At 56.8% G+C, this 22438-nt stretch carries 18 protein-coding genes; 13 read left to right on the top strand and 5 right to left on the bottom strand.

What is annotated here, in order from left to right:
- Window positions 1-217: 217 nt before the first annotated feature.
- Window positions 218-823: an FMN-dependent NADH-azoreductase gene (azoR, locus tag M2407_RS16545; protein WP_020827068.1), complete on the top strand. Its 606-nt coding sequence runs from the start codon at window positions 218-220 to the stop codon at window positions 821-823.
- Between the two features lie 128 nt (window positions 824-951).
- On the opposite strand, the gene M2407_RS16540 is transcribed toward azoR, so the two are convergent.
- From M2407_RS16540 to M2407_RS16530, 3 genes are read right to left on the bottom strand one after another with little or no spacing between them, the layout of a single operon-like run.
- Window positions 952-1275 (bottom strand): YdbL family protein, encoded by a 324-nt coding sequence (locus M2407_RS16540; RefSeq protein ID WP_259218645.1) that lies wholly within the window; start codon window positions 1273-1275, stop codon window positions 952-954.
- An 8-nt stretch (window positions 1276-1283) separates the two neighbouring features.
- Entirely contained in the window at window positions 1284-1481 is a 198-nt protein-coding gene (locus tag M2407_RS16535; RefSeq protein ID WP_020827070.1) for a YnbE family lipoprotein, read from the bottom strand.
- Window positions 1478-4090 carry a YdbH family protein gene (locus tag M2407_RS16530; protein ID WP_259218644.1) on the bottom strand — a complete coding sequence of 871 codons (2613 nt, stop codon included), beginning with the start codon at window positions 4088-4090 and terminating at the stop codon, window positions 1478-1480. Before M2407_RS16530 ends, M2407_RS16535 begins: the two co-directional genes overlap by 4 nt.
- Window positions 4091-4641: 551 nt before the next feature.
- On the opposite strand from M2407_RS16530, the gene M2407_RS16525 reads away from it, so the two are divergent.
- The gene (locus M2407_RS16525) at window positions 4642-5634 is read left to right on the top strand and encodes a 2-hydroxyacid dehydrogenase (RefSeq protein ID WP_115058732.1); all 993 of its coding nucleotides are present in this window, start codon (window positions 4642-4644) and stop codon (window positions 5632-5634) included.
- Window positions 5635-5653: 19 nt separating this feature from the next.
- A complete protein-coding gene (gene hslJ, locus M2407_RS16520) occupies window positions 5654-6082 on the top strand; it encodes a heat shock protein HslJ (RefSeq protein WP_122079466.1) in 429 nt (142 codons plus the stop codon).
- Between the two features lie 43 nt (window positions 6083-6125).
- Here the strand turns inward: hslJ and M2407_RS16515 are convergent, their stop codons facing one another.
- A complete protein-coding gene (locus tag M2407_RS16515) occupies window positions 6126-6386 on the bottom strand; it encodes a DUF333 domain-containing protein (RefSeq protein ID WP_046373425.1) in 261 nt (86 codons plus the stop codon).
- Between the two features lie 471 nt (window positions 6387-6857).
- Window positions 6858-7190 (bottom strand): SMR family transporter, encoded by a 333-nt coding sequence (locus M2407_RS16510; protein WP_044551516.1) that lies wholly within the window; start codon window positions 7188-7190, stop codon window positions 6858-6860.
- A 248-nt stretch (window positions 7191-7438) separates the two neighbouring features.
- On the opposite strand from M2407_RS16510, the gene nifJ reads away from it, so the two are divergent.
- From nifJ to ttcA, 10 genes are all read left to right on the top strand, one after another.
- Window positions 7439-10972: a pyruvate:ferredoxin (flavodoxin) oxidoreductase gene (gene nifJ / locus M2407_RS16505; RefSeq protein ID WP_259218643.1), complete on the top strand. Its 3534-nt coding sequence runs from the start codon at window positions 7439-7441 to the stop codon at window positions 10970-10972.
- Between the two features lie 217 nt (window positions 10973-11189).
- A complete protein-coding gene (locus M2407_RS16500) occupies window positions 11190-12344 on the top strand; it encodes an efflux RND transporter periplasmic adaptor subunit (protein ID WP_259218642.1) in 1155 nt (384 codons plus the stop codon).
- Entirely contained in the window at window positions 12344-15529 is a 3186-nt protein-coding gene (locus tag M2407_RS16495; protein WP_259218641.1) for an efflux RND transporter permease subunit, read from the top strand. The genes M2407_RS16500 and M2407_RS16495 overlap by 1 nt, the downstream gene beginning before the upstream one ends.
- Complete coding sequence (locus M2407_RS16490; protein ID WP_201896342.1) at window positions 15526-17022, top strand: efflux transporter outer membrane subunit; 1497 nt, start codon at window positions 15526-15528, stop codon at window positions 17020-17022. The genes M2407_RS16495 and M2407_RS16490 overlap by 4 nt, the downstream gene beginning before the upstream one ends.
- A 60-nt stretch (window positions 17023-17082) precedes the next feature.
- Window positions 17083-19623 carry a heavy metal translocating P-type ATPase gene (locus M2407_RS16485; RefSeq protein WP_259218640.1) on the top strand — a complete coding sequence of 847 codons (2541 nt, stop codon included), beginning with the start codon at window positions 17083-17085 and terminating at the stop codon, window positions 19621-19623.
- Between the two features lie 34 nt (window positions 19624-19657).
- Window positions 19658-19966, top strand: a complete 309-nt coding sequence (locus M2407_RS16480; protein ID WP_259218639.1) for a glutaredoxin domain-containing protein — start codon at window positions 19658-19660, stop codon at window positions 19964-19966.
- 34 nt (window positions 19967-20000) lie between these two features.
- Entirely contained in the window at window positions 20001-20501 is a 501-nt protein-coding gene (gene cueR / locus M2407_RS16475; RefSeq protein WP_130015820.1) for a Cu(I)-responsive transcriptional regulator, read from the top strand.
- 59 nt (window positions 20502-20560) lie between these two features.
- A complete protein-coding gene (locus tag M2407_RS16470; protein WP_259218638.1) occupies window positions 20561-20761 on the top strand; it encodes a heavy-metal-associated domain-containing protein in 201 nt (66 codons plus the stop codon).
- Window positions 20762-20853: 92 nt separating this feature from the next.
- Entirely contained in the window at window positions 20854-21114 is a 261-nt protein-coding gene (gene bhsA / locus M2407_RS16465) for a multiple stress resistance protein BhsA (RefSeq protein ID WP_046373417.1), read from the top strand.
- Window positions 21115-21420: 306 nt separating this feature from the next.
- Complete coding sequence (gene ttcA / locus M2407_RS16460) at window positions 21421-22353, top strand: tRNA 2-thiocytidine(32) synthetase TtcA (protein ID WP_020827084.1); 933 nt, start codon at window positions 21421-21423, stop codon at window positions 22351-22353.
- Window positions 22354-22438 lie beyond the last annotated feature (85 nt).

The following is a 22438-nucleotide window of genomic DNA, read 5'->3' as shown; positions in this document are numbered from 1 at the left end:
GTAATGGGTTAGCGAGTTTTCAGCTTTAAGTGCGCAGAATAACATAAGCCCCTTTTTCCCCATAATCCCGCCGCTTATGTCCCGGCAGCTTATTCAATAAAATCGAACAAAGGTCTCGAAATATTGCGCTATCACTGCTGAAAAAATGTGAATAGAGTGTACTGCATGCAAAGGACGCGTTGTCCTGATGTCACTGTCATAACGTAAGGAATTACCGATGAGCAAAGTATTGGTTCTTAAATCAAGCATCCTGGCGGGCTACTCGCAGTCTAACCAACTGGCAGATTTCTTCGTTGAGCAGTGGGCAAAGGCTCATGGCAACGACACCATCACCGTGCGTGACCTGGCTGCACAGCCAATCCCGGTACTGGACGGTGAACTGGTTGGCGCCCTGCGTCCTTCCGACACGCCGCTGACCCCGCGTCAAACCGAAGCCCTGGCGTTGTCCGACGAGCTGATCGCCGAACTGCAAGCCAATGACACCATCGTTATGGCGGCCCCGATGTATAACTTCAACATTCCGACCCAGTTGAAGAACTATTTCGACCTGATTGCTCGTGCCGGCGTCACCTTCCGCTACACCGAAAACGGTCCGGAAGGCCTGGTGAAAGGTAAGCGTGCCATCATTCTGACCAGCCGCGGTGGCATTCACAAAGGCACCCCGACTGACCTGGTCGAACCTTACCTGCGTCTGTTCCTGGGCTTTATCGGTATCACCGACGTCGAGTTTGTGTTCGCTGAAGGTATCGCCTACGGGCCGGATGTTGCCACCAAAGCACAGGCCGATGCCAAAGCCACGCTGGCACAGGTTGTTGCCGCCTGATGCCCGTTGCAGGGGTGTGATGCCCCTGCAAAGCTTCAACAGAACAAGCCAAATCCTGTCAAACCCGCTCTACCCTCATAAAAATCCAATGTTATATCGCTATTGCGCGCCTCAGGGCGCGCTTTTTTTTATTTCTTCAACCATTGGCCGTTTATGCCGCGTACGTATTCCCCCACGGGGGCACGTGCGACCAGTTTTTGCCCGGCCATGCGCGCCACATCGTCGATGGCGATATGATTGCTGTCCGCCACCTGTTGGTATTTCTCGGTGCGACCGGCATTGATATTTTTCACCAGCGACAGCGTTTCCGCGTCCTGCTTCACCGGCGCAATATAGCCGTTGAGCGTTTCACCGACGCGCCCCTGTTGCTTGGCCTCATCCAGCGTCAATGCCATTGCCATGCTGCTGAACAGCCAGGCGGCGCCAATCAAGCCTAAATAACGTTTTTTCATGTTGGCTCCTAGAACAGACCGCTTTTGTCTTTCAGCAGATTCTCGACGTCTTTATCCACTTTGATGTGAATTTCATGTTCAATCTTGACGTTCATATTGATGGTGATCGGATCTTTAGGCGTGGCGACCTCGATGCGTGGCACGCAGCCGCTCAGCATTGAGGTGCCGAGCACGGCGGCCAGTAATGGCCCGCTGATGATTTTCATGGTTGTTCCCCAGGTTTGGTGAGGGCCTGTTCCAGCCACTCCTGTAAATTGTCGCCAAAGCGCAGGCTGCGCCAAAGCTGAAACACGTTTTCCTGATGGCTATAGTTCAGGATAACCTCTCTTTTAGCGCTTTTTTGCGGGTTAACCCCGTCAATGCGCGCCTTCAGCGTCAGTTCACCGAGGTTGTCGAGATCGACTCTGGCCTTGGAGCGGTTAATCTCCATATAGCGCAGCCAATCTATCGCGGCGCCGGTCGCCATATTATTACTGCCGATGGCATCGGCCATGTCCTTGTCCAGGCGCAGCGTCAACATGCCAGCGTTGGCAATCCAACCGTTGCGCACCAGCCATTTAGGATGATTCAGGAACAGCGGCAATTCACCGTCTACCCGTCCTGACATGGCAAACTGTTTTGGCTTCAACGCGGTAAACAAGGCACTGAGATCCACCTTATCCAGCTTCAATACGGCGGCGTCATGCTGCGGCATGCGCAGCGCAGACAGGCTGATGTGGCCGTTCAACGCGTCCATACCGACGTTGCTCAGCGTCAGCGGTGCCTGCTCGCTGTAAGGATAAGCGCCCTGAAGATCGGCGGTAATATTCTGCATTTCGAACAGGTTGCGGAAAGACTTGATGCGCAGCATCATCGGTTGCTTGGCGCCGAGTTGCCAAATGTGATTTTTCAGGCGGTAGGACATGACGAAATCCAGCCCGCTCATCTCGCCGTCTTTCAGCCACATGCCGCCCTGCTTCACCACCCAATGGCCACCGGCCTCAAAACCCTGCACCCGTGCGGCAGAGAAGGCCGATTGCGCATAGAATTCACCGTCGCGCAGTTTGATATTGAGATCCGGCGAGATGAGCGGTTGGAACACCTTCAGCGACTGCTTCGGCCACCAGCCCTCTCCGCGTAAACGCTCACCGTCCCAGCGGCCACGTAGCGATATAGGGCCAATCTGTTCCGCCTGCAGTTTGCCCTGCAGCTGGAAATTATCCGGCGTTGTGCCCTTCATCTGAAGCGCCAACACCGGTGCCGGCAGGTAACCACCGTTAGTAAAGCTGACCTTGCCTGAAACCAGTTGCAGTTCGCCATTGAACGCCGGGTTTTTCTCGTCCCGCTGCCAACGCAGCGGCTGGCTGAGGCTAAGGCGTGGCGCATCCACCGTTACCATGCTGTACTTCAAACGATCAAAACCAGTGGAAAGCCGATCGAGGATCAGCGTGCTGTCCTGCCAACTGCCGCTGCCGGCAACGTCCCAGGCAGCCTGCAACGGCGGTAATTGTCCGTTGCCCCAGTAGCGCCATTGCCAGTTGCCATGGTCCGGCCAAAAATCTTGCGCCTTGCCGTCCAGATGCAGTTTAAAACGCCCCCAGTAGCTGTCGCTGGCATTAATAATGGCCTGCAACCGACCGGTGATGCCGGCTGCAGTCACTTTCACCCCGGCCAACGGCAAACGCGCCTCTTCCAATTTCATTTCCGGCGTGGCGTTGCCCCACAGTCGCAGCAGTGAACCGGACTGCAAGACCAGCGTCGGGTTGAGGATGGTGCCGCTGACAATACCGGGGATCGAGGCAGTCATTGAAAAGTCGGACAGATTCGCCTGGCCGGTCAGTTGGAAACGTAGATCGCTGTCGGTCAGGCCGACTTTACCCGGCCCCAGCGTTAATACCGCGTTGCCTTTGCCGTTATGGCCGTCGGTGATGACATTCAAACGGGCGCTGATCTGCGTCTCATCAAAACCTTTACTCCAGTCGTGCAGCGCAATGTTCACCCCGCCGTTTAGCGGTTGCTGGCTGTATGGCCAGCGCCATTCGCCCTGTTTAATGCTGACCTGTTGGGCGTTGATCTCCCAGGGTAGCGTCGCCAGGGGTTTGTTTTCACCCTTTTCCGTCAGCGTCAGCACGCCCTGCTGCTGTTGCCAGCGCATGTCCAACAGTAAGGGTTTGTCCAGATAGCCGGTCTGCATTTCGCCCTGCAGCGCCCCTTGTGCCGGAATACTGTCCAAATCGAGCGGAATGGCTATTTTGCCGGTCAGGTGCAGCGGTTGTGGGCTGTCTGGCGCAGTGATCGTCAGGCCGTTGAGCGTCAATTGCTGCTGCGGATCCAACAGCGCATCGAGCTGAATATTCGGCCCCTGATATTGCAGGCGCTGGCCCTCTGCAGAGGAATGTATCTGTAATTTACCGGCGTAGTACTGCCACGGCACCACCGCGAAATCCTTGATGGTAACGTCCAGCAGCGGCAGTTGTTTTTGCAATTGGTCCAGCGCCAGTGGTGCACTGCTGGCGTCAGCGGCGGGTAATTTTGATAAGCAGGCAGTATCGACATTCAGCTTATCGCTGATGAGCTCCCACCGCCCCTGCTGATAGGTCAATCGGGTCGGTCCGACGGCGGCAAGCAAACATTCTTGTGCCAGAAAACGCGCGCCATCCAGCTGCAATGCCCCCTGACGCCAATGCGGTTTGCCTTGCAAAACCAACTGGCTGCCCTGTGGCAGCCAGTGAGAGATCACACGCGGCAACCAGCGCGGCAGAGTTTGCCACAGCACCAGCAGCAAGATCGCCGTACTGACCACAATCCCTATGAATACTTTCAATCGCTTAGTCATTAAATGATTGCTTCATTCCTGAGTTAGGCCGCTTACCCTGGCCAGAGGGCGTTTTAAGTAAGTCTATGCCTGAATTGGCAATAATGATGGCATGAATTTGACATAGGGTGAAGCCAACGCCGACGAAGATGCCCCGTTTCGGCGCTTTTGCAGCCGTTGATAGGGATACTGTAAATTTTAGTTACATATTCATCACATGAATGCGAACTGTTTCGGACTTTTGTTATTGTCGTTACCTTTGATAATTAATAGTCTTGCAAGCATTCTAACAAAAGTCAGCTGCTAGCTAACTATACTAGAGAAGCCATTCCCCACACCCCCGTGGGGATTTTTTTGCCTGGAACCAACCTCTCTCTCATCTCTCGCGCTTCGCTTTTCAGCCACTCCGTGCCGAATATTCACCCTGTTGTGACGTTGCCAGCTACCCTTAATCAATACCCTTTGCGGCAACGATAACTGCTGCCATTCAACGCGCATCAAACAGGCTAACCAATTGTAGAATTTACTAAAATCTGTTAAATTGATCACAAAATCACGCGGGAGAAACCACGATGAAATTGGCGATATACAGCACCAAACAGTATGACCGTAAATATCTCGAACTGGTGAATCAGCAGTTTGGTTACGAGCTGGAGTTCTTCGACTTCCTGCTCAGTAAAAAAACCGCCAAAAACGCCGCCGGCTGCAAAGCCATCTGCATCTTCGTCAACGACGACGGCAGCCGTGAAGTGCTTGAAGAACTGGCGGCGTTGGGGGTCGAAATTTTGGCTCTGCGCTGCGCCGGCTTTAATAATGTCGATTTGGACGCCGCCAAAGAACTGGGTATCAAGGTGGTGCGCGTACCGGCCTACTCGCCGGAAGCGGTCGCTGAACATGCCGTGGGCATGATGATGTGCCTGAATCGTCGTATTCACCGTGCCTATCAACGCACCCGCGATGCCAATTTCTCGCTTGAAGGTTTGATCGGCTTCAATATGCATAACCGGACTGCCGGGGTGATTGGCACCGGTAAGATCGGCGTCGCCACCATGCGCATCCTGAAAGGCTTCGGCATGAAGCTTCTGGCCTATGACCCGTACCCAAGCGAACAGGCATTGGAGCTGGGCGCGGAATATGTCGATCTGCAAACGCTGTACGCGCAATCTGACGTCATTACCCTGCACTGCCCGCTGACGCCGGAAAACCACCACCTGTTGAATACCGACGCTTTTGCGGCGATGAAAGACGGCGTAATGATCATCAACACCAGCCGCGGCGGTTTGATTGACTCATCAGCCGCGATTGATGCCCTGAAACAACAGAAAATCGGCGCCCTGGGGATGGACGTGTATGAGAATGAACGCGACCTGTTCTTCGAAGATAAATCCAATGACGTGATCCAGGACGATATTTTCCGTCGTCTGTCTGCTTGCCACAACGTGTTGTTCACCGGTCATCAGGCTTTCCTGACCGAAGAGGCGCTGACCAGCATCTCGGAAACCACGTTGCAGAACGTGAGCCAATTGGATCGTGGTGAGCCTTGCCCTAACCAGCTCAATGCCTGATTTGTCCTAAGGAGAGCCGATGAAAAAGTCTATGTTGGTGGCGTTAATGCCGCTGCTGTTAGCCGGGTGTGGAATGAGTCAAAACGGAAAGACGGTAAAGGAAAGCGACCTGTTGCATCATAACTTTATTTTGCAAAGCGTCGACGGCGTAGCGGTGAAAGCGGGCCAGGGCAAGCAGCCCAACATCGAGTTCGGTGAAACCCTGCACGTTTCCGGTGCCATGTGTAACCGTTTCTTTGGCAATGGCCAATTGCAAAATGGCGTGCTGACGGTAAAAGGTCTGGCTTCAACACGCATGCTGTGCGCAGACCCGCAACTCAATCAGTGGGATCGGGTGATCGGCGACGTGCTGGGCAAAGGAGCAAAAGTCACCCTCAGCGCTCAGCAATTAACGCTGAGCGGCGGCGACCATACCCTGGTTTATACACTGCGCGATTGGGTGCAGTGATCCCTGTGCACCAGGCTGCTCTGCGGCCTGGTGTTATTAACCGTTAGCCGGCGCTCGCGCAGGCACCCCGCCCCAGCGTCGATTCTTCGCACTGTTTACCATTCGGCATCTGGCACATTCTGATCGCTTCGCCGTTTAAATTGTGGGTCACCGTAGTAACGCCGCCAACGATGGCACAGTTAGCACTGGTCTGTAAGTTATTGATTCTTGCACTGTTAGCCTGCTGGACTGGTTCTTCGTTGTTGCTGCTGCAGGCGGCCAAAAGCAGTACGGTGCCGGCCAGCAACCCTTTTAATATTGTCATTAATCCACTCCTGAACCCGAAACTGCGCTGTGTAAAATCGCCATTGCCGATAACTCGCATCACTTTATTGCGGACACGTTAGGTTATCTTTGATGCAAACCTGTTTAATCTAGCCTGATATATAAATAATGAAAATATATTCCTGCAATTATTTGCCGTTTATTTGAACAGCGACGAAATTATTATGGTTACTGGATTTTTCCGCTCTGTCCGCGGAGCAAACGTCGAACATCCCTGCCCGACCTGAACAAGGGTCAGTCACAGCAGGGTTAAACAGGCATTTTAGGAGAGGTTAACGCTTTGAGGCGTGGCGAACAGCACTAAAATGCGGTGTCAAAATGGCGCATTTTTTGCCGGTAAAGGGAAGATCCAAGTTTGGGGGTAATCTATTATTTTCCGTTATTTATTAATAAGGTTTTCTGCCAGCGCCACTGAATGTCGCGCTGGCGATTGTTTCGGTTTAAATAAGGATCAGTGCGCTGCGGTTTTCGACAGTAAATTAATCACCAACACGCCGGCAATAATTAATCCCATCCCCAGCACGGCTGGCCAATCCAGCTTTTGTTGATAAACAAATACCGCGGCAATTGACACCAGAACAATGCCCATGCCCGACCAGATGGCGTAAACAATGCCCAGCGGCATGGTTTTCACCACCATCGACAGCCCCCAGAAAGCTACACCATAGCCGACCACAACCACCAGCGACGGCCACAAGCGAGTGAATCCCTCAGAGGCTTTCAGCATGGTGGTGGCGATCACTTCTGCGACTATCGCCATGGTCAAATACATAAATCCGCTCATCGTTTTTTCTTCTGTAAGTTTACCTATTCACCAGTATGACGCGCCGGAAATAAATTGTCGTTAAACAACGATGACAATTTTTCTTCAGGGCCATTTAAAGTCGTGAAATATCTCCTTGTCGCATTTTTTGTCGATTTATCATCCGCCACACAAACGCGATAAAGGGCCAATATATCCCTCTGCTAGACTTTGTTAATTACTGCGAGAGGTGACTTTCGCAGCTTTTTGAGCAATGAAAGGTAAAGTTGATGATTACTACAGATGGTAATAATGCAGTCGCTTCCGTCGCCTACCGCGCCAGCGAAGTGATTGCCATCTACCCAATCACCCCCAGTTCGACCATGGCGGAACAGGCGGATGCCTGGTCCGGCGACGGCCGTCAAAATATCTGGGGCGACGTGCCACGAGTGGTGGAAATGCAGTCGGAAGGCGGTGCGATCGCCACGGTACATGGCGCATTGCAAACCGGCGCGCTGTCGACCTCGTTTACCTCATCGCAGGGCCTGCTGCTGATGATCCCGACGTTGTACAAACTGGCCGGTGAACTGACGCCGTTTGTGCTGCATGTTGCTGCGCGCACCATCGCCACCCATGCGCTGTCGATTTTTGGCGACCATTCCGACGTGATGGCGGTACGCCAAACCGGCTGCGCCATGCTGTGCGCCAGCAACGTCCAGGAAGCACAGGATTTTGCGCTGATTTCCCAAACGGCCAGTCTCAACAGCCGCCTGCCGTTTATTCACTTTTTTGATGGTTTCCGCACCTCGCATGAAATCAACAAAATCGTGCCGCTGAGCGACGATACCCTGCGCCAGATGCTGCCTCAGGACGCGATTGACGCGCACCGCAGCCGCGCACTGTCGCCTGATCATCCCGTGGTACGGGGCACCTCCGCCAACCCGGACACCTATTTCCAATCGCGCGAAGCCACCAACCCCTGGTATAACGCGACCTGCCAGCATGTGATTGACGCGATGGACAAATTCGCCGAGATCACTGGCCGGGCGTATCAGCCCTTCGAATATTACGGCCATCCGCAGGCCGAGCGCGTGGTGATCCTGATGGGATCCGCCATCGGCACCTGCGAAGAAGCGATCGACGCCCTGTTGACCCGTGGTGAAAAAGTCGGCGTGCTGAAAGTGCGGCTGTTTCGGCCGTTTTCCGCGCAGCACCTGCTCAGCGTGTTGCCGGAAAGCGCGAAGAAAATCGCCGTACTGGACCGTACCAAGGAGCCCGGCGCGCTGGCGGAGCCCCTGTATCTGGACGTGATGACCGCACTGGCTGAAGCGTTCAGCCGGGGTGAACGCGCCCATATGCCGATGGTGATCGGCGGCCGTTATGGGCTCTCCTCGAAAGAGTTTGGCCCTGACTGCGCGTTAGCCGTGTTTAACGAGCTGGCCCTGGAGCGCCCGCGTCCACGCTTTACCGTCGGTATTTTCGACGATGTGACCGGTCTTTCCCTGCCACTCAGTGAAGAAACCCTGCCGCAGCGCGCGTCGCTGGAGGCACTGTTCTACGGTCTTGGCAGTGACGGCTCCGTTTCCGCTACCAAGAACAACATCAAAATCATCGGCAACAGTACGTCCATGTATGCCCAGGGCTATTTCGTTTATGACTCGAAAAAGGCCGGAGGCCTGACGGTATCCCACCTGCGCGTCAGCGAACAGCCCATCAATTCGGCCTATCTGGTCAGTCGCGCCGACTTTGTCGGCTGCCACCAGCTGCAGTTTATCGATACTTACCAGATGGCGGAGCGCCTGAAACCCGGCGGCATTTTCCTGCTCAATACTCCCTATGGTGCCGAAGAGGCCTGGTCGCGGCTGCCGCAGGAAGTGCAAGCCGTCTTGCAGCAACGTCAGGCACGCTTCTATATCATCAACGCGGCGAAACTGGCACGTGAATGCCGGCTCGGTGCACGTATCAACACCGTAATGCAGATGGCGTTTTTCCATCTGACCCAAATTCTGCCGGGCGACGTGGCACTCCAGCAATTGCGGGATGCTATCGAACGCAGCTACAGCAACAAAGGCCAGGATATTGTTGAGCGCAACTGGCAGGCTCTGGCCGCCACGCTTGACGCGCTGATTGAAATCCCCCTGCAGCCGGTTAACGAAAACAGCCCAATGCGACCGCCGATTGTCTCGGATGCGGCGCCTGACTTTGTCAAAACCGTGACCGCCGCGATGCTGGCCGGACTGGGGGATGCGTTGCCGGTGTCAGCCTTCCCGCCGGACGGTACCTGGCCGGTGGGAACCACCCAGTGGGAAAAGCGCAATATCGCCGAGGATATCCCCATTTGGCAGCCGGATCTGTGCACCCAGTGCAACCACTGCGTTGCCGCCTGCCCGCACTCCGCCATCCGCGCCAAAGTGGTTCAGCCGGAGGCCATGGAACATGCCCCTGCCTCGCTGCAATCGCTGGATGTGAAAGCGCGCGACATGCGCGGCCAGAAATACGTACTGCAGGTCGCGCCGGAAGACTGTACCGGCTGCAATCTGTGCGTTGAAGTCTGCCCGGCAAAAGATCGCCAGAACCCGGACATCAAGGCCATCAACATGGCATCGCGCCTTGAGCACCTGACTGAAGAAAAAGCGCATTACGACTTCTTCCTGCAGTTGCCGGAAATTGATCCCTCGCAGATCGAGCGGATCGACATCCGTACCTCGCAGTTGATTTCGCCGCTGTTCGAATACTCCGGTGCCTGTTCCGGCTGTGGGGAAACACCGTACATCAAGCTGCTGACCCAGCTTTATGGCGACCGGTTGCTGATTGCCAACGCCACCGGCTGTTCGTCCATTTACGGCGGCAACCTGCCGACTACACCTTATACCACCAATGCCGAAGGCCGCGGTCCAGCCTGGGCCAACTCGTTGTTCGAGGATAATGCGGAGTTCGGTCTGGGCTTCCGCTTAACGGTCGATCAGCACCGCAGCCGCGTACTGCGTTTGCTGAACACCCTGGCGCCGCAGCTGCCGGCACAGTTGGTCAACGCTCTGCAGATGACGGATATCGCACCAGAACCGCGTCGCCAACAGATTAAGGAACTGCGCGGCTTGCTGGCGCAGATTGAGGGTCACGACGCGCGCCAACTGGCGACTGACGCCGATTATCTGGTGGATAAATCCATCTGGCTGATTGGTGGCGACGGCTGGGCTTACGATATCGGGTTCGGCGGGTTGGATCACGTCCTCAGCCTGACCGAAAACGTCAACGTGCTGGTGTTGGACACTCAGTGTTACTCCAACACTGGCGGCCAGCAATCGAAGGCCACCCCGCTCGGGGCGGTGACCAAATTCGGCGAACACGGCAAGCGCAAGGCACGTAAGGATCTGGGCGTCAGCATGATGATGTACGGCCATGTTTACGTGGCGCAAATCTCGCTGGGTGCGCAGCTTAATCAGACGGTGAAAGCCATTCAGGAAGCCGAAGCTTATCCGGGGCCATCCCTGATCATTGCCTACAGCCCCTGTGAAGAACACGGTTACGATCTGGCACTCAGTCACGACCAGATGAAACAGCTGACCGCGACCGGATTCTGGCCGCTGTATCGCTTCGATCCACGTCGCGCCGATGAGGGCAAACCGGCGCTGGCGCTGGATTCCCGGCCGCCAAACAGCAATTTGACCGATACGTTGCTGAAAGAACAGCGCTTCCGCCGCCTGAACTCACAGCAGCCGGAAGTCGCCAGCGCGCTGTATCAGGCCGCAGAAAAAGAGCTGAAGGAGAAGTACGACTTCCTCAGCCTGCTGGCTGGCAAGGGGGAAACCTCCTCCGCCGAGTAAACCCACGGGGCGCGACCGGTTCGCGCCCCGCTTTTGTTTTTTGCCACTGCGTAACTTTCTCCACGCCAGACGCCCTCGCGCAACACAGTATCGAATAACCTGAATCAGCCCTCAAAAACAGCTTGACCTTCCAAACGTGGTAAGTCCGATAAGTGCAATCAGAGCCGCTTCGGCTCAATAAATTCCACTGTCGACTTCAGTCGCGAAAGGTCAAATGATGAAAGCCAAACGTGTCACTCTAATCACTGCGGCGATAAGCGTCGCATTCGCTGTCGCCGGTTGCAAAGAGACGGTGTCCGCAGCTGCCCCCGCCAAGCCTCCGAGCGTACCAGTAGCCGAAGTGGTCGTTCGCCCGGTCACGCCTTTTGTCGAGTTCACCGGTTCGCTAACCGCTGTCAAACAGGTTGAACTGCGCCCAAGAGTCGCCGGATATCTGCAAGATGTCAGCGTGCCGGAAGGTCGCTGGGTTGAGAAAGGCCAACGGCTGTTTCTCATTGACTCTCGGGTGTACGAAGCCGCGCTGAGTGCCGCCAAAGCTCGCTTGCGCGAGGCTGAAGCAGCAGCGCGGCTCGCTCAAACGGAATATGCCCGTGCCACACAGCTGTTTGCTCAAAAGGTTTTTGCGCGTGCTCAGCTCGATACGGCAACCGCTTCGTTGAATGCAGGCAAAGCGCAGGTCGATGCCGCGAAAGCCGCCCTGGCTGCGGCAGAGTTGGATATGGCGTTCACGCGCGTCACGGCGCCCATCAGCGGGCGCGTCGGCCAGGTGCTGGTCACCGAGGGCAACTACGTTACCAATGGCGTAACGCCGCTCACGACGATTGTCTCGACCAACCCGCTGCAGGTTTATTTCGACGTCGACGAGCGCACCTATTTGCGTTCGCTCGCCACAGACCGCACTCGTGCCACCCCGCCGGCAACCAAGGTGATGGTCGCGCTGATCACCGACAAAACCTATACCCGAACTGGCCGTGTCGATTTTCTTGCCAACTCCGCCGACCGTGGGACGGGCACCGTGCGTATTCGCGCCGTTGTCGATAATGCCGATGGACAATTGACCCCTGGCCTGTTTGCCAAGGTCAAACTGGAAACCGGTGCACCGCGCGCCCGCGTACTGGTGTCCGATCAATCAATTGGCACCGATCAGGGCCGCCGCTATGTGTTGGTCGTCGGCAAAGGTGACAAAACCGAATATCGGCCAGTCGAGCTGGGCCCGATGGTCGAAGGCATGCGGGTGATCGAACAGGGTCTGCAGCCGGGTGAGCGTATCGTGGTCAAGGGCCTGGTACGCCCCGGTATGCAGATCACGCCGCAAACAACCGCCATTGATGGTGCCCCCATGACGGCGCCGACAACCACGGGGGCCGCGTAATGACTTTCCCTCGTTTCTTCATCGCACGCCCGATATTTGCCATCGTCCTGTCAATTTTGATGGTGCTCGCCGGCGGCGTGGCCTTCTTCCAACTGCCGCTTAGCGAGTATCCGGCAGTCACTCCGCCAACGGTGCAAGTGACCGCGTCTTACCCCGGAGCCAACCCCAAAGTGATCGCTGAAACGGTAGCGGCTCCGCTCGAACAGGCAATCACCGGGGTTGAGGGCATGTTGTACATGTCGTCGCAGTCGGCAACCGATGGCCGAATGATCCTGACCGTCACTTTCGCCCAGGGCACCAATGCCGATATGGCGCAGGTTCAGGTGCAGAACCGGGTTTCGCGCGCGCTGCCGCGGTTACCTGAAGAGGTTCAACGCCAGGGCGTCGTCACGCAGAAAACCTCGCCGGATATCCTGATGGTAGTTCACCTGCTGTCGCCCGATCAGCGTTACGATCCTCTCTACATTTCAAACTACGCTTACCTCCAGGTACGCGATGAGCTGTCCCGCATCCCCGGAGTCAGTGACGTTTTGGTATGGGGTGCCGGCGAGTACAGCATGCGGCTTTGGCTCGATCCTGATTTGATCGCTGCGCGAGGGTTGACGGCCGGTGACGTTATCGCCGCCGTACGCGAACAGAACGTTCAGGTAGCGGCCGGCTCGGTTGGCCAGACACCGAATTCCAACGCCGCATTCCAGGTGACGGTCAATACCCTCGGCCGCCTGACCGACGAGGAACAGTTTGGCGATATCATTATTCGCACCGGTAGCGACGGCCAAATCACTCGCCTGCGAGATGTCGCCCGTATCGAAATGGGAGCTGATGCCTACGCGTTGCGCAGCCTGCTCGACGGTGAGCCGGCCGTCGCGCTGCAAATTATTCAAAGCCCGGGAGCTAACGCGCTAGACGTTTCTAAGGCCGTGAGGGCCACCATGCAACGGCTCGAAACTCACTTTCCGGCAGGACTCACTTCGCGCATAGCTTATGACCCAACGGTCTTCGTCAGTGCTTCGCTGGAGTCGGTAGCCACCACCCTGCTGGAGGCGATCCTGTTGGTGGTGATCGTGGTAGTACTGTTCCTGCACAACTGGCGCGCGTCGTTGATCCCATTGATGGCGGTGCCGGTATCGCTGATCGGGACCTTTGCCGTCATGCATCTGATGGGCTTTTCGCTCAATACCTTGTCACTGTTTGGCCTGGTGTTGTCGATCGGGATAGTGGTCGACGACGCGATCGTCGTGGTCGAAAATGTCGAACGTCATATCGAAAATGGCGAGGAGCCTCCCCAGGCCGCAAGGCGCGCCATGGACGAAGTGACCGGCCCCATCATCGCCATTACCTCGGTGCTTGCCGCCGTATTCATCCCCACCGCCTTCCTGAGCGGCCTGCAGGGGGAGTTTTATCAACAATTTGCGCTCACCATCGCCATTTCAACCATTCTGTCGGCCATCAACTCCCTGACACTCAGCCCGGCGCTGGCTGGCCTTTTGTTGCGTCCGCGCAAGGCTGCGATCGCCCGAGATCCGCGCACCCTGCGCGGTCGAGCCGATCGGTTGTTCCGTGCGTTTGGCCGGCCTTTCCGACACGCGCCTAACGCTTATGGCAATACGGTCCGCAAAGTGGTCCGGGTTAGCGGTCTGGCGCTTTTGGTCTACGGTGGCTTACTGGCACTGACCTTCTTCGGCTTTAAGGCGGTTCCGCCCGGCTTCGTACCGATGCAGGACAAATACTACCTGGTTGGTATTGCCCAACTGCCCAATTCAGCCTCGCTGGAACGCACCGATGCGGTCGTCAAACAGATGTCAAAAATCGCGCTGGCGGAAGCCGGTGTCGAGAGCGTCGTAGCCTTCCCAGGGCTGTCGATCAACGGCTTCGTCAACGTACCGAATGCCGCCGTCATGTTCGTTATGCTTGACCCGTTTGAAGCTCGTACAACAGACGATCTCAGCGCGACCGCGATTGCCGGCCGCCTGCAAGCAAAATTCGCCGGCATTCCCGACGGCTTCCTCGGCGTATTCCCACCGCCACCGGTACCGGGACTGGGCGCCACCGGCGGTTTTAAAATGCAAATTGAGGATCGCAGCGGCGCCGGATTGGATGCTCTGGTTCAGCAAACCCAGATCCTGATGACCAAAGCCACCGAGTCGGGACAGGTGGCCGGACTGATGACCAGCTTTGACGTCAATGCCCCACAACTCGACGTTGCCATCGATCGTACCAAAGCCATGAGTCAGGGCGTCCGTCTGGCGGATATCTTCGAATCGCTGCAGGTCTATCTCGGTTCTCTCTATGTCAACGATTTCAACCGCTTTGGCCGCACCTACAAAGTAACCGCCCAGGCCGATGCAGACCATCGCATGCAGGCAGAAGCCATCGGTCGCCTGCAAGTACGCAATGCTGCCGGGAAAATGCTGCCTTTATCTTCATTTGTTACCGTCACACCGAGCTCAGGCCCAGACCGAGTGATCCACTACAACGGCTATCCTTCCGCCGACATCTCCGGCGGCGCGATGGCCGGCATCAGTTCGGGTCAGGCGGTAGCCGTGATGGAGCGTCTGGCGAAAGAAGTGCTGCCGGACGGCATGACTTTTGAATGGACCGACCTTACCTACCAGCAAAAGCTGGCCGGGGATTCGGCGTTGTTCATCTTCCCGCTGTGTGTGCTTCTGGCCTATCTCATCCTTGCCGCTCAGTACAACAGCTGGTTGTTGCCGCTGGCCGTCCTGTTGATTGTGCCGATGTGTCTGCTGAGCGCCATTATTGGCGTCTGGATGACCGGCGGTGACAACAACGTCTTTGTGCAAATCGGGCTGATCGTACTGGTCGGTTTGGCCGCCAAAAATGCCATTCTTATCGTCGAGTTCGCCCGCACTCTCGAGGCCGAGGGCGCAAGCGCGCTGGATGCGGTTATTGAGGCTTGTCGGCTGCGACTGCGGCCAATCCTGATGACCTCCCTGGCCTTTATCGCCGGTGTGGTTCCTCTGGTCTTTGCCGGCGGTGCCGGGGCGGAGATGCGCCATGCAATGGGTATCGCCGTCTTCGCCGGCATGCTAGGCGTGACGCTGTTCGGTCTGTTCCTGACGCCGGTGTTTTATGTGGTGATGCGTAACCTGTCCGTTCGTATCGAACGCCGCCGGGCAGAATCGAAGCTGCGCAAACAGCGCATTAAGGAGAGCACCTCATGAAAAGCCTCTATCAATCGCTGTGGTTCCCCCTGAGTGCGCTTACCCTGTTAACCGGGTGTTCATCTGTAGGGCCAGACTATTCGCCGCCTTCGCTGTCTTCGGCACGGCTTCCCGCCAGCTTTGGTGAAGCTTCGCCAGGCCTTAATTCCGGTACAGTGGAGGTTGAATGGTGGCGTGCCTTCGACGATCCGATATTGAGCGGACTGATCCGGCAGGCGCTTTCGGTTAATCATGATATCGGCATTGCCGCCATGCGGCTCGAAGAAGCAAAAGCCCTGCTGCGCGAGGATCGTCAGAGCTTTCTGCCAAGCGGCGGCCCTGCTTTCAGCTATGAAAACCGTCGCAAGAGCGAGATAGAGACATCGCCTGACCAGGCTCGTCAGCAGGAAACCTATCGCGGTGCCGTAGACAGCGCCTGGGAAATCGATCTGTTCGGTCGCGTGCGCCGTTCGGTTGAGGAAGCCCAGGCGCAGGCAGGCTCGCGTGAAGCCTTGTTGCGCGATGTGCAAGCCGGCGTTGCAGCAGCGGTGGCCGCCACCTGGTTTGAACTGCGCGGTATCGAGGCCGAGCTTGCTGTCGTTGAAGATATCACCCGAAGCCAGCGCGAGAGCCTGGCTCAGGTTGAACGTCTGGCGAATGCCGGTTCAGCCAGTGAGTTCGACCGACTGCGCGCCGAGGCGTTATTACGCAATGTTGAGGTTGTCGCCCCCGAGCTCGAGCGCCGTCGCGCGGTTTCCGTCAATGCGCTGGCGGTATTGCTTGGCGAAACGCCGCAAAGGTTTAGCCCTCCAGTCGCCATACCTGGGCGTGATGAACTGAAGGTTACCGCCATCGCCGTCGGCAACCCCGAGGCGCTCCTGGCACGACGTGCCGATATTGCGGCGGCCGAACGCACTCTGGCGGCAGCAACCGCGCGGATTGGGGTAGAAACGGCAGGTCTCTACCCCGAGATCCAGATACAAGGCTCGATCGGATTCGTTGCCGGAAACCTCGATGCAGTGAACGGTGCCGGAGCTTTGTCCGGTTTTATCCTTCCGGTCATTCGCTGGTCTCTGCTCGATAACGGTCGCGTCCGAGCGCGGATTGCCGCCAGTGAAGCTCGCGCCCAAGAAGCCCTGCTCCTCTACGATCAAACACTATTGCGCGCGCTGCAAGAAACCGATGACGCCTTCAAAACCTATAAAGCAACAGGCAGCACGCTCGAACTGCGCCTGCTTGAATCAGCAGCCAATCGTGAGGCCGCTCGTCTCGCCCGGTTGCAGTTTTCCCAGGGGCAAGGCCTCTATCTGGAAGTCCTTGACGCAGAGCGTTCCGACTTTAACAGCCGGCGAGCGCTGGCGGTCGCACGCACCGAACAACAACTCGCCGTGGTCAGCATCTATAAGGCATTGGGAGGTGGTTGGCAGGTGTGTACTGTGGAGACGACGCTCTGCGGCGGTGCCAAAACGAGGCCGAATCTGCCCCTGGCAAAACAAATCCCTGACAGGTCTTGACCTTCCCACAGTGGGAAGCTTTAAGCTTTTCGATATCCGAATCAGTAAAGGGGTAGTTCAATGACTTCCGTCTCTGTGCAACAAGGTTCTAATTCAGCCCTGCGCACCACTCGTCTGAGTCTGCCGGTCGAAGGTATGACCTGTGCTTCCTGCGTTGGCCGCGTCGAACGTGCGCTAAAAGCCGTTCCCGGCGTGCAAACGGCAACGGTCAACCTGGCCACCGAGCGCGCCGATATCACTTTCGGCGATCGCGCCGATCCGCAGGCAGCCGTTGGTGCCATCGAGAGCGCCGGTTACGCCGTTCGTGAAGAAACCACTGAACTCGGCATCGAAGATATGACCTGCGCGTCCTGTGTCGGTCGGGTTGAGAAAGCGCTCAGGCAAATTCCGGGCGTGATCGAAGCGAATGTCAACCTGGCGACCGAGCGTGCCCGGGTGCGCCATAGTGCCGGGATCGTCACCACGGCCATGCTTGAAGCCGCGGTCGAACAGGCCGGTTATAAGGCCCGCCGCTTGTCTGCCGCCACGGCAAGTTCGGACGATCAAGACAGTGAAAGGCGCGAGAACGAAGCACGTGGACTACGCCGATCTTTACTGATTGCCGCTCTCCTGACCTTGCCAGTATTCGTCCTCGAAATGGGCTCGCACCTGATTCCCGCGATGCATCATTGGGTGTTAGGGGTTCTGGGTGAACAGCGCAATGCGTATCTGCAGTTCGTGCTTACCACGCTGGTGCTGTTTGGGCCCGGCCTGCGCTTCTTCCGCAAGGGCGTGCCTGCATTGCTGCGCGGTGCCCCTGACATGAACTCGCTGGTGTCGGTGGGTACCGCGGCGGCTTATGGCTATTCGGTGGTGGCCACTTTCATTCCGCAAGTGCTGCCGCAAGGTACCGCCAACATCTATTTCGAAGCCGCCGCGGTGATCGTTACGCTGATTTTGCTTGGGCGCACGCTGGAGGCTCGCGCCAAGGGGCGAACCTCTCAGGCGATAAAACGGTTGGTTGGGCTGCAGGCCAAAACGGCGCGCGTCGAGCGTAACGGTGCAACCCTGGAAATCCCGCTCGACCAGGTGACCACCGGTGATGTCGTGTTCGTTCGCCCGGGGGAGAAGATCCCGGTCGACGGTCAGGTCGTCGAAGGTGCCTCTTATGTGGATGAAAGCATGATCACCGGCGAACCGGTGCCGGTGTCCAAGGGTGTCGGTGCCGAAGTGGTCGGCGGCACCATCAACAAAACCGGGGCATTCAGCTTCCGCGTCACCAAAGTCGGTGCCAATACGGTACTCGCGCAAATTATCCGCTTGGTTGAGGAAGCCCAGGGTTCCAAGCTGCCGATCCAGGCGTTGGTCGACAAGGTGACCCTGTGGTTCGTCCCGGCGGTGATGGCGGCGGCAGCGCTGACGTTCCTGATCTGGTTGATCTTCGGACCGACGCCGGCACTGACCTTCGCGCTGGTGAATGCGGTGGCCGTGCTGATTATCGCCTGCCCTTGCGCCATGGGGCTGGCCACCCCCACCTCGATAATGGTCGGCACTGGCCGCGCCGCCGAGCTCGGCGTGCTGTTCCGTAAAGGCGAAGCCTTGCAGGCACTACGAGATGTCAGCGTTATCGCGCTGGACAAAACTGGCACCCTGACCAAAGGTCGCCCTGAGTTGACCGACCTGGTACCGGCCGAGGGCTTCGATTACGACGAGGTTCTGGCGCTGGTTGCCGCCGTGGAGACGCGTTCGGAGCACCCTATCGCCGAAGCCATCGTCGCCGCCGCAAAACAGCGCGACATCAAGATCGCCGCTATTGAAGCCTTCGATGCCACACCGGGCTTCGGTGTATCAGCCAAGGTCAGCGGCCGAACCGTCTCCGTTGGAGCCGACCGCTTCATGACGCAGCTCGGCCTGGACGTGGCCAGTTTCCTGCCGGCTGCCCAGCGTCTCGGAGAGCAAGGCAAGAGCCCGCTTTATGCTGCGATAGACGGTCGTTTGGCGGCGGTGATCGCCGTTGCCGACCCGATTAAAGAGACCACGCCAGAGGCAATCAAGGCGCTGCACGCATTGGGGCTCAAGGTCGCGATGATCACCGGTGATAATGCAGCAACCGCCTCGGCAATCGCCCGACAGCTCGGTATCGATGAGGTCGCGGCTGAGGTTTTACCCGACGGTAAGGTCGCGGCGCTGAAGCAGTTCCGCAGCCATGGTGCACGCGTCGCTTTCGTGGGGGACGGCATCAACGACGCCCCGGCGCTGGCCGAAGCCGATGTTGGATTGGCCATCGGTACGGGAACCGATGTAGCTATCGAAGCGGCAGACGTGGTGTTGATGTCCGGTGACCTGCGTGGTGTGGCAAATGCCATTGCGCTCAGCCAGGCGACGATCCGCAACATCAAGCAGAACCTGTTCTGGGCCTTTGCCTACAACGCAGTGCTGATCCCGGTTGCGGCAGGCATGCTTTACCCGATAAACGGCACCTTGCTTTCGCCGATCTTCGCCGCTGCAGCGATGGCGCTCTCCAGCGTCTTCGTACTCGGCAACGCGCTCCGTCTAAAGCGTTTCCAGGCACCGATGGGTATCGAATCCCGCCCTGTCGGGCCGGAAAACGTAAAGGTTTAGGCGGCAACACTACAACACGTTTGAGGAGGCCAGCATGGCCGGTGAATTTCATCCTCAGGTCGTCATCTACACCATGCCGACGAGCTCAGACTGCCAAACGTTGAAATCCTGGCTCGAAAATGAAGGGATCGCTTTCGAAGAACGCGATCTCTCCAACCCCGAGATCAGCGAGGAGGCCAAGGCGCGTGGCGGTGTATGTATCGCGCCAACCACTCAGGTGAACGCGAAAGTGTTCTATCGCACCTATCACCTGGATTGGTTGTGGTACTCGATCTGTCCAATCGCGCCAGCGAGTGCCAGCGATAACGCTACCTGTCGACCCATAGCCGATCCCCCGCTTTAAGGGGATTTAATGAATCCCCCAGAAGGAGTGAATAATGAACATCGGTCAAGCAGCCAAGTCCTCTGGCGTTTCGGCAAAGATGATCCGCTATTACGAACAAATTGGCCTGATCCCGAAAGCCCTTCGTTCTGATGCCGGTTACCGGCATTACAGCCCACAGGACGTACACAGCCTGCGATTTATTCGTCGTGCACGCGATCTGGGGTTTTCTGTCGAGCAGATCTCAGCCCTGCTGGTCTTGTGGAACGACCGCGATCGTGCCAGCGCCGACGTTAAAGAGATGGCGCTTTCCCATGTTGCCAGGTTGAAAGCCAAGATCGCCGAACTGCAAGAGATGGCGCAAACGCTCGAATACCTTGCCGATCACTGCCATGGCAACGATCGCCCGGACTGCCCGATCCTGGCGGATTTGGCTGAGCCTGCTACAACCACGGAGCCCAGCCTGCAACCCCCTCGTGAGGCGCCACGCTTTGGCGCTTATACACCGGTATCGTCATTGAATTCAAAGCAAAAATTTTCACTGAAAAGCGTTTGACCTTGCCACGCTGTCAACCCGCATAGTGACCGGACACCCTAAAGAACCAGGAGATTGATATGCACAGTTTCTACATTCCCAATATGACCTGCGGCGGTTGCGCGAAATCCGTAACCAAGGCACTACACAGAGTCGATCCGCAGGCCCAGATTGAAACCGACCCGGCCGCTCGTCAGGTTCAGGTCGATAGTACTCAGGACGAAAGTGATTTTCTCGCGGTGCTGCGTGAAGCAGGCTATCCGGCGCGAGAAGACCAATAGCCAACCCACATTGGTCTGAAAAGCTCACACTGAGCGAATCAACGTCGTCGCCAGTCTTAATCGATACAGGCCACAGAAAAGGAAATCACAGCATGAAAAACGTCAATCTGGCCCTCACTGCCCTCGCGCTGGCCACCCTGTCGTTCACGACCGTCGCCGCTACCCTGGTTGACTCAGCACCCACCGATCGGCAAAAAGCCGGGATCATTAGCGCCTGCGCAGCAAGCAATAATCTTTCTAGCCTACAGCGGGAACTGGAAGCCAAGGCGGTCGAAGCCGGCGCCGAGGTTTATCGCATCATCGGCGCCTCCGGCAATAACCGTCTGTGTGGCACAGCCGAAATTTATAAGTAAGATTGAGTCGGTAAGACATGAGGCCCACATGCGGCCTCATGTGGGTTTGGCACCCATTATTTTCCGTTTTCCATCCCCACCACGTAAAACACGCTGGTATTCGTTCTCACAATCCGTACCATACACGCCACATTGATGCATGTTGGGTGCGTTTATCCCCAGACAACCAGGCATGACAGCACGCCAAGGTTCTTCACGGCCCCGAGAGCGAAATGAATAATGACCCAATCAGCCTGTTGAATGCTAAACTTGCTGCCTAAAACGTCATGCCCATAGTGCCCCCAATTGAGAACGAGCACGATTTAAATGTCAGAAAAACAAACCGTTAGTCAAAAAGAGCAATACAACCTCAACAAATTGCACAAGCGTCTGCGCCGCAACGTGGGCGAAGCGATTGCCGACTTCAACATGATTGAAGAAGGCGACCGCATCATGGTCTGCCTGTCCGGCGGTAAAGACAGCTACACCATGCTGGAAATTCTGCGCAACCTGCAGCAGAGTGCACCGGTCAATTTCTCACTGATTGCCGTTAACCTCGATCAGAAACAGCCTGGCTTCCCTGAGCATATCCTGCCAGCCTATCTGGAAAGTTTAGGGGTGGAATACAAGATCGTTGAGGAGAACACCTACAGCATCGTCAAGGACAAGATCCCCGAGGGCAAAACCACCTGCTCCCTGTGTTCGCGTCTGCGCCGCGGTATCCTTTACCGCACCGCCACCGAGCTGGGTGCCACCAAGATTGCCCTAGGCCACCACCGTGACGACATTCTGCAGACCCTGTTCCTCAATATGTTCTACGGCGGCAAACTGAAAGGCATGCCACCTAAACTGATGAGCGACGACGGTAAGCACGTGGTGATCCGTCCGCTGGCTTACTGCCGTGAAAAAGATATTGAGCGTTTCTCGGTGGCGAAAGCATTCCCGATTATTCCGTGCAACCTGTGCGGTTCGCAGCCTAACCTGCAGCGTCAGGTAATTGGCGACATGCTGCGCGACTGGGATAAACGCTATCCAGGCCGCCTGGAAACCATGTTCAGCGCAATGCAAAACGTGGTGCCTTCGCACCTGAGCGACTTTAACCTGTTTGATTTCAAAGGCATTCACCACGGCAGTGAAGTCGTTGACGGTGGCGATTTGGCCTTCGATCGCGAAGACATTCCGATGCAGCCGGTGGGTTGGCAGCCGGAAGAGACGGATGAACCTGCCCCGGCACGTTTAGACGTGCTCGAAATCAAGTAAGCCGTTGTTCCGCCCGCACACTGCGGGCGGCTCTTTACCCCCCTTCAGTTGGCGATCCCGCTCGCATTTTCAGCAGAATTCACCA

This window comes from Serratia sp. BIGb0234, assembly GCF_024809915.1.
Taxonomy (GTDB): Bacteria; Pseudomonadota; Gammaproteobacteria; order Enterobacterales; family Enterobacteriaceae; genus Serratia; species Serratia liquefaciens.
This window is presented reverse-complemented; position numbering and strand designations above follow the sequence as displayed.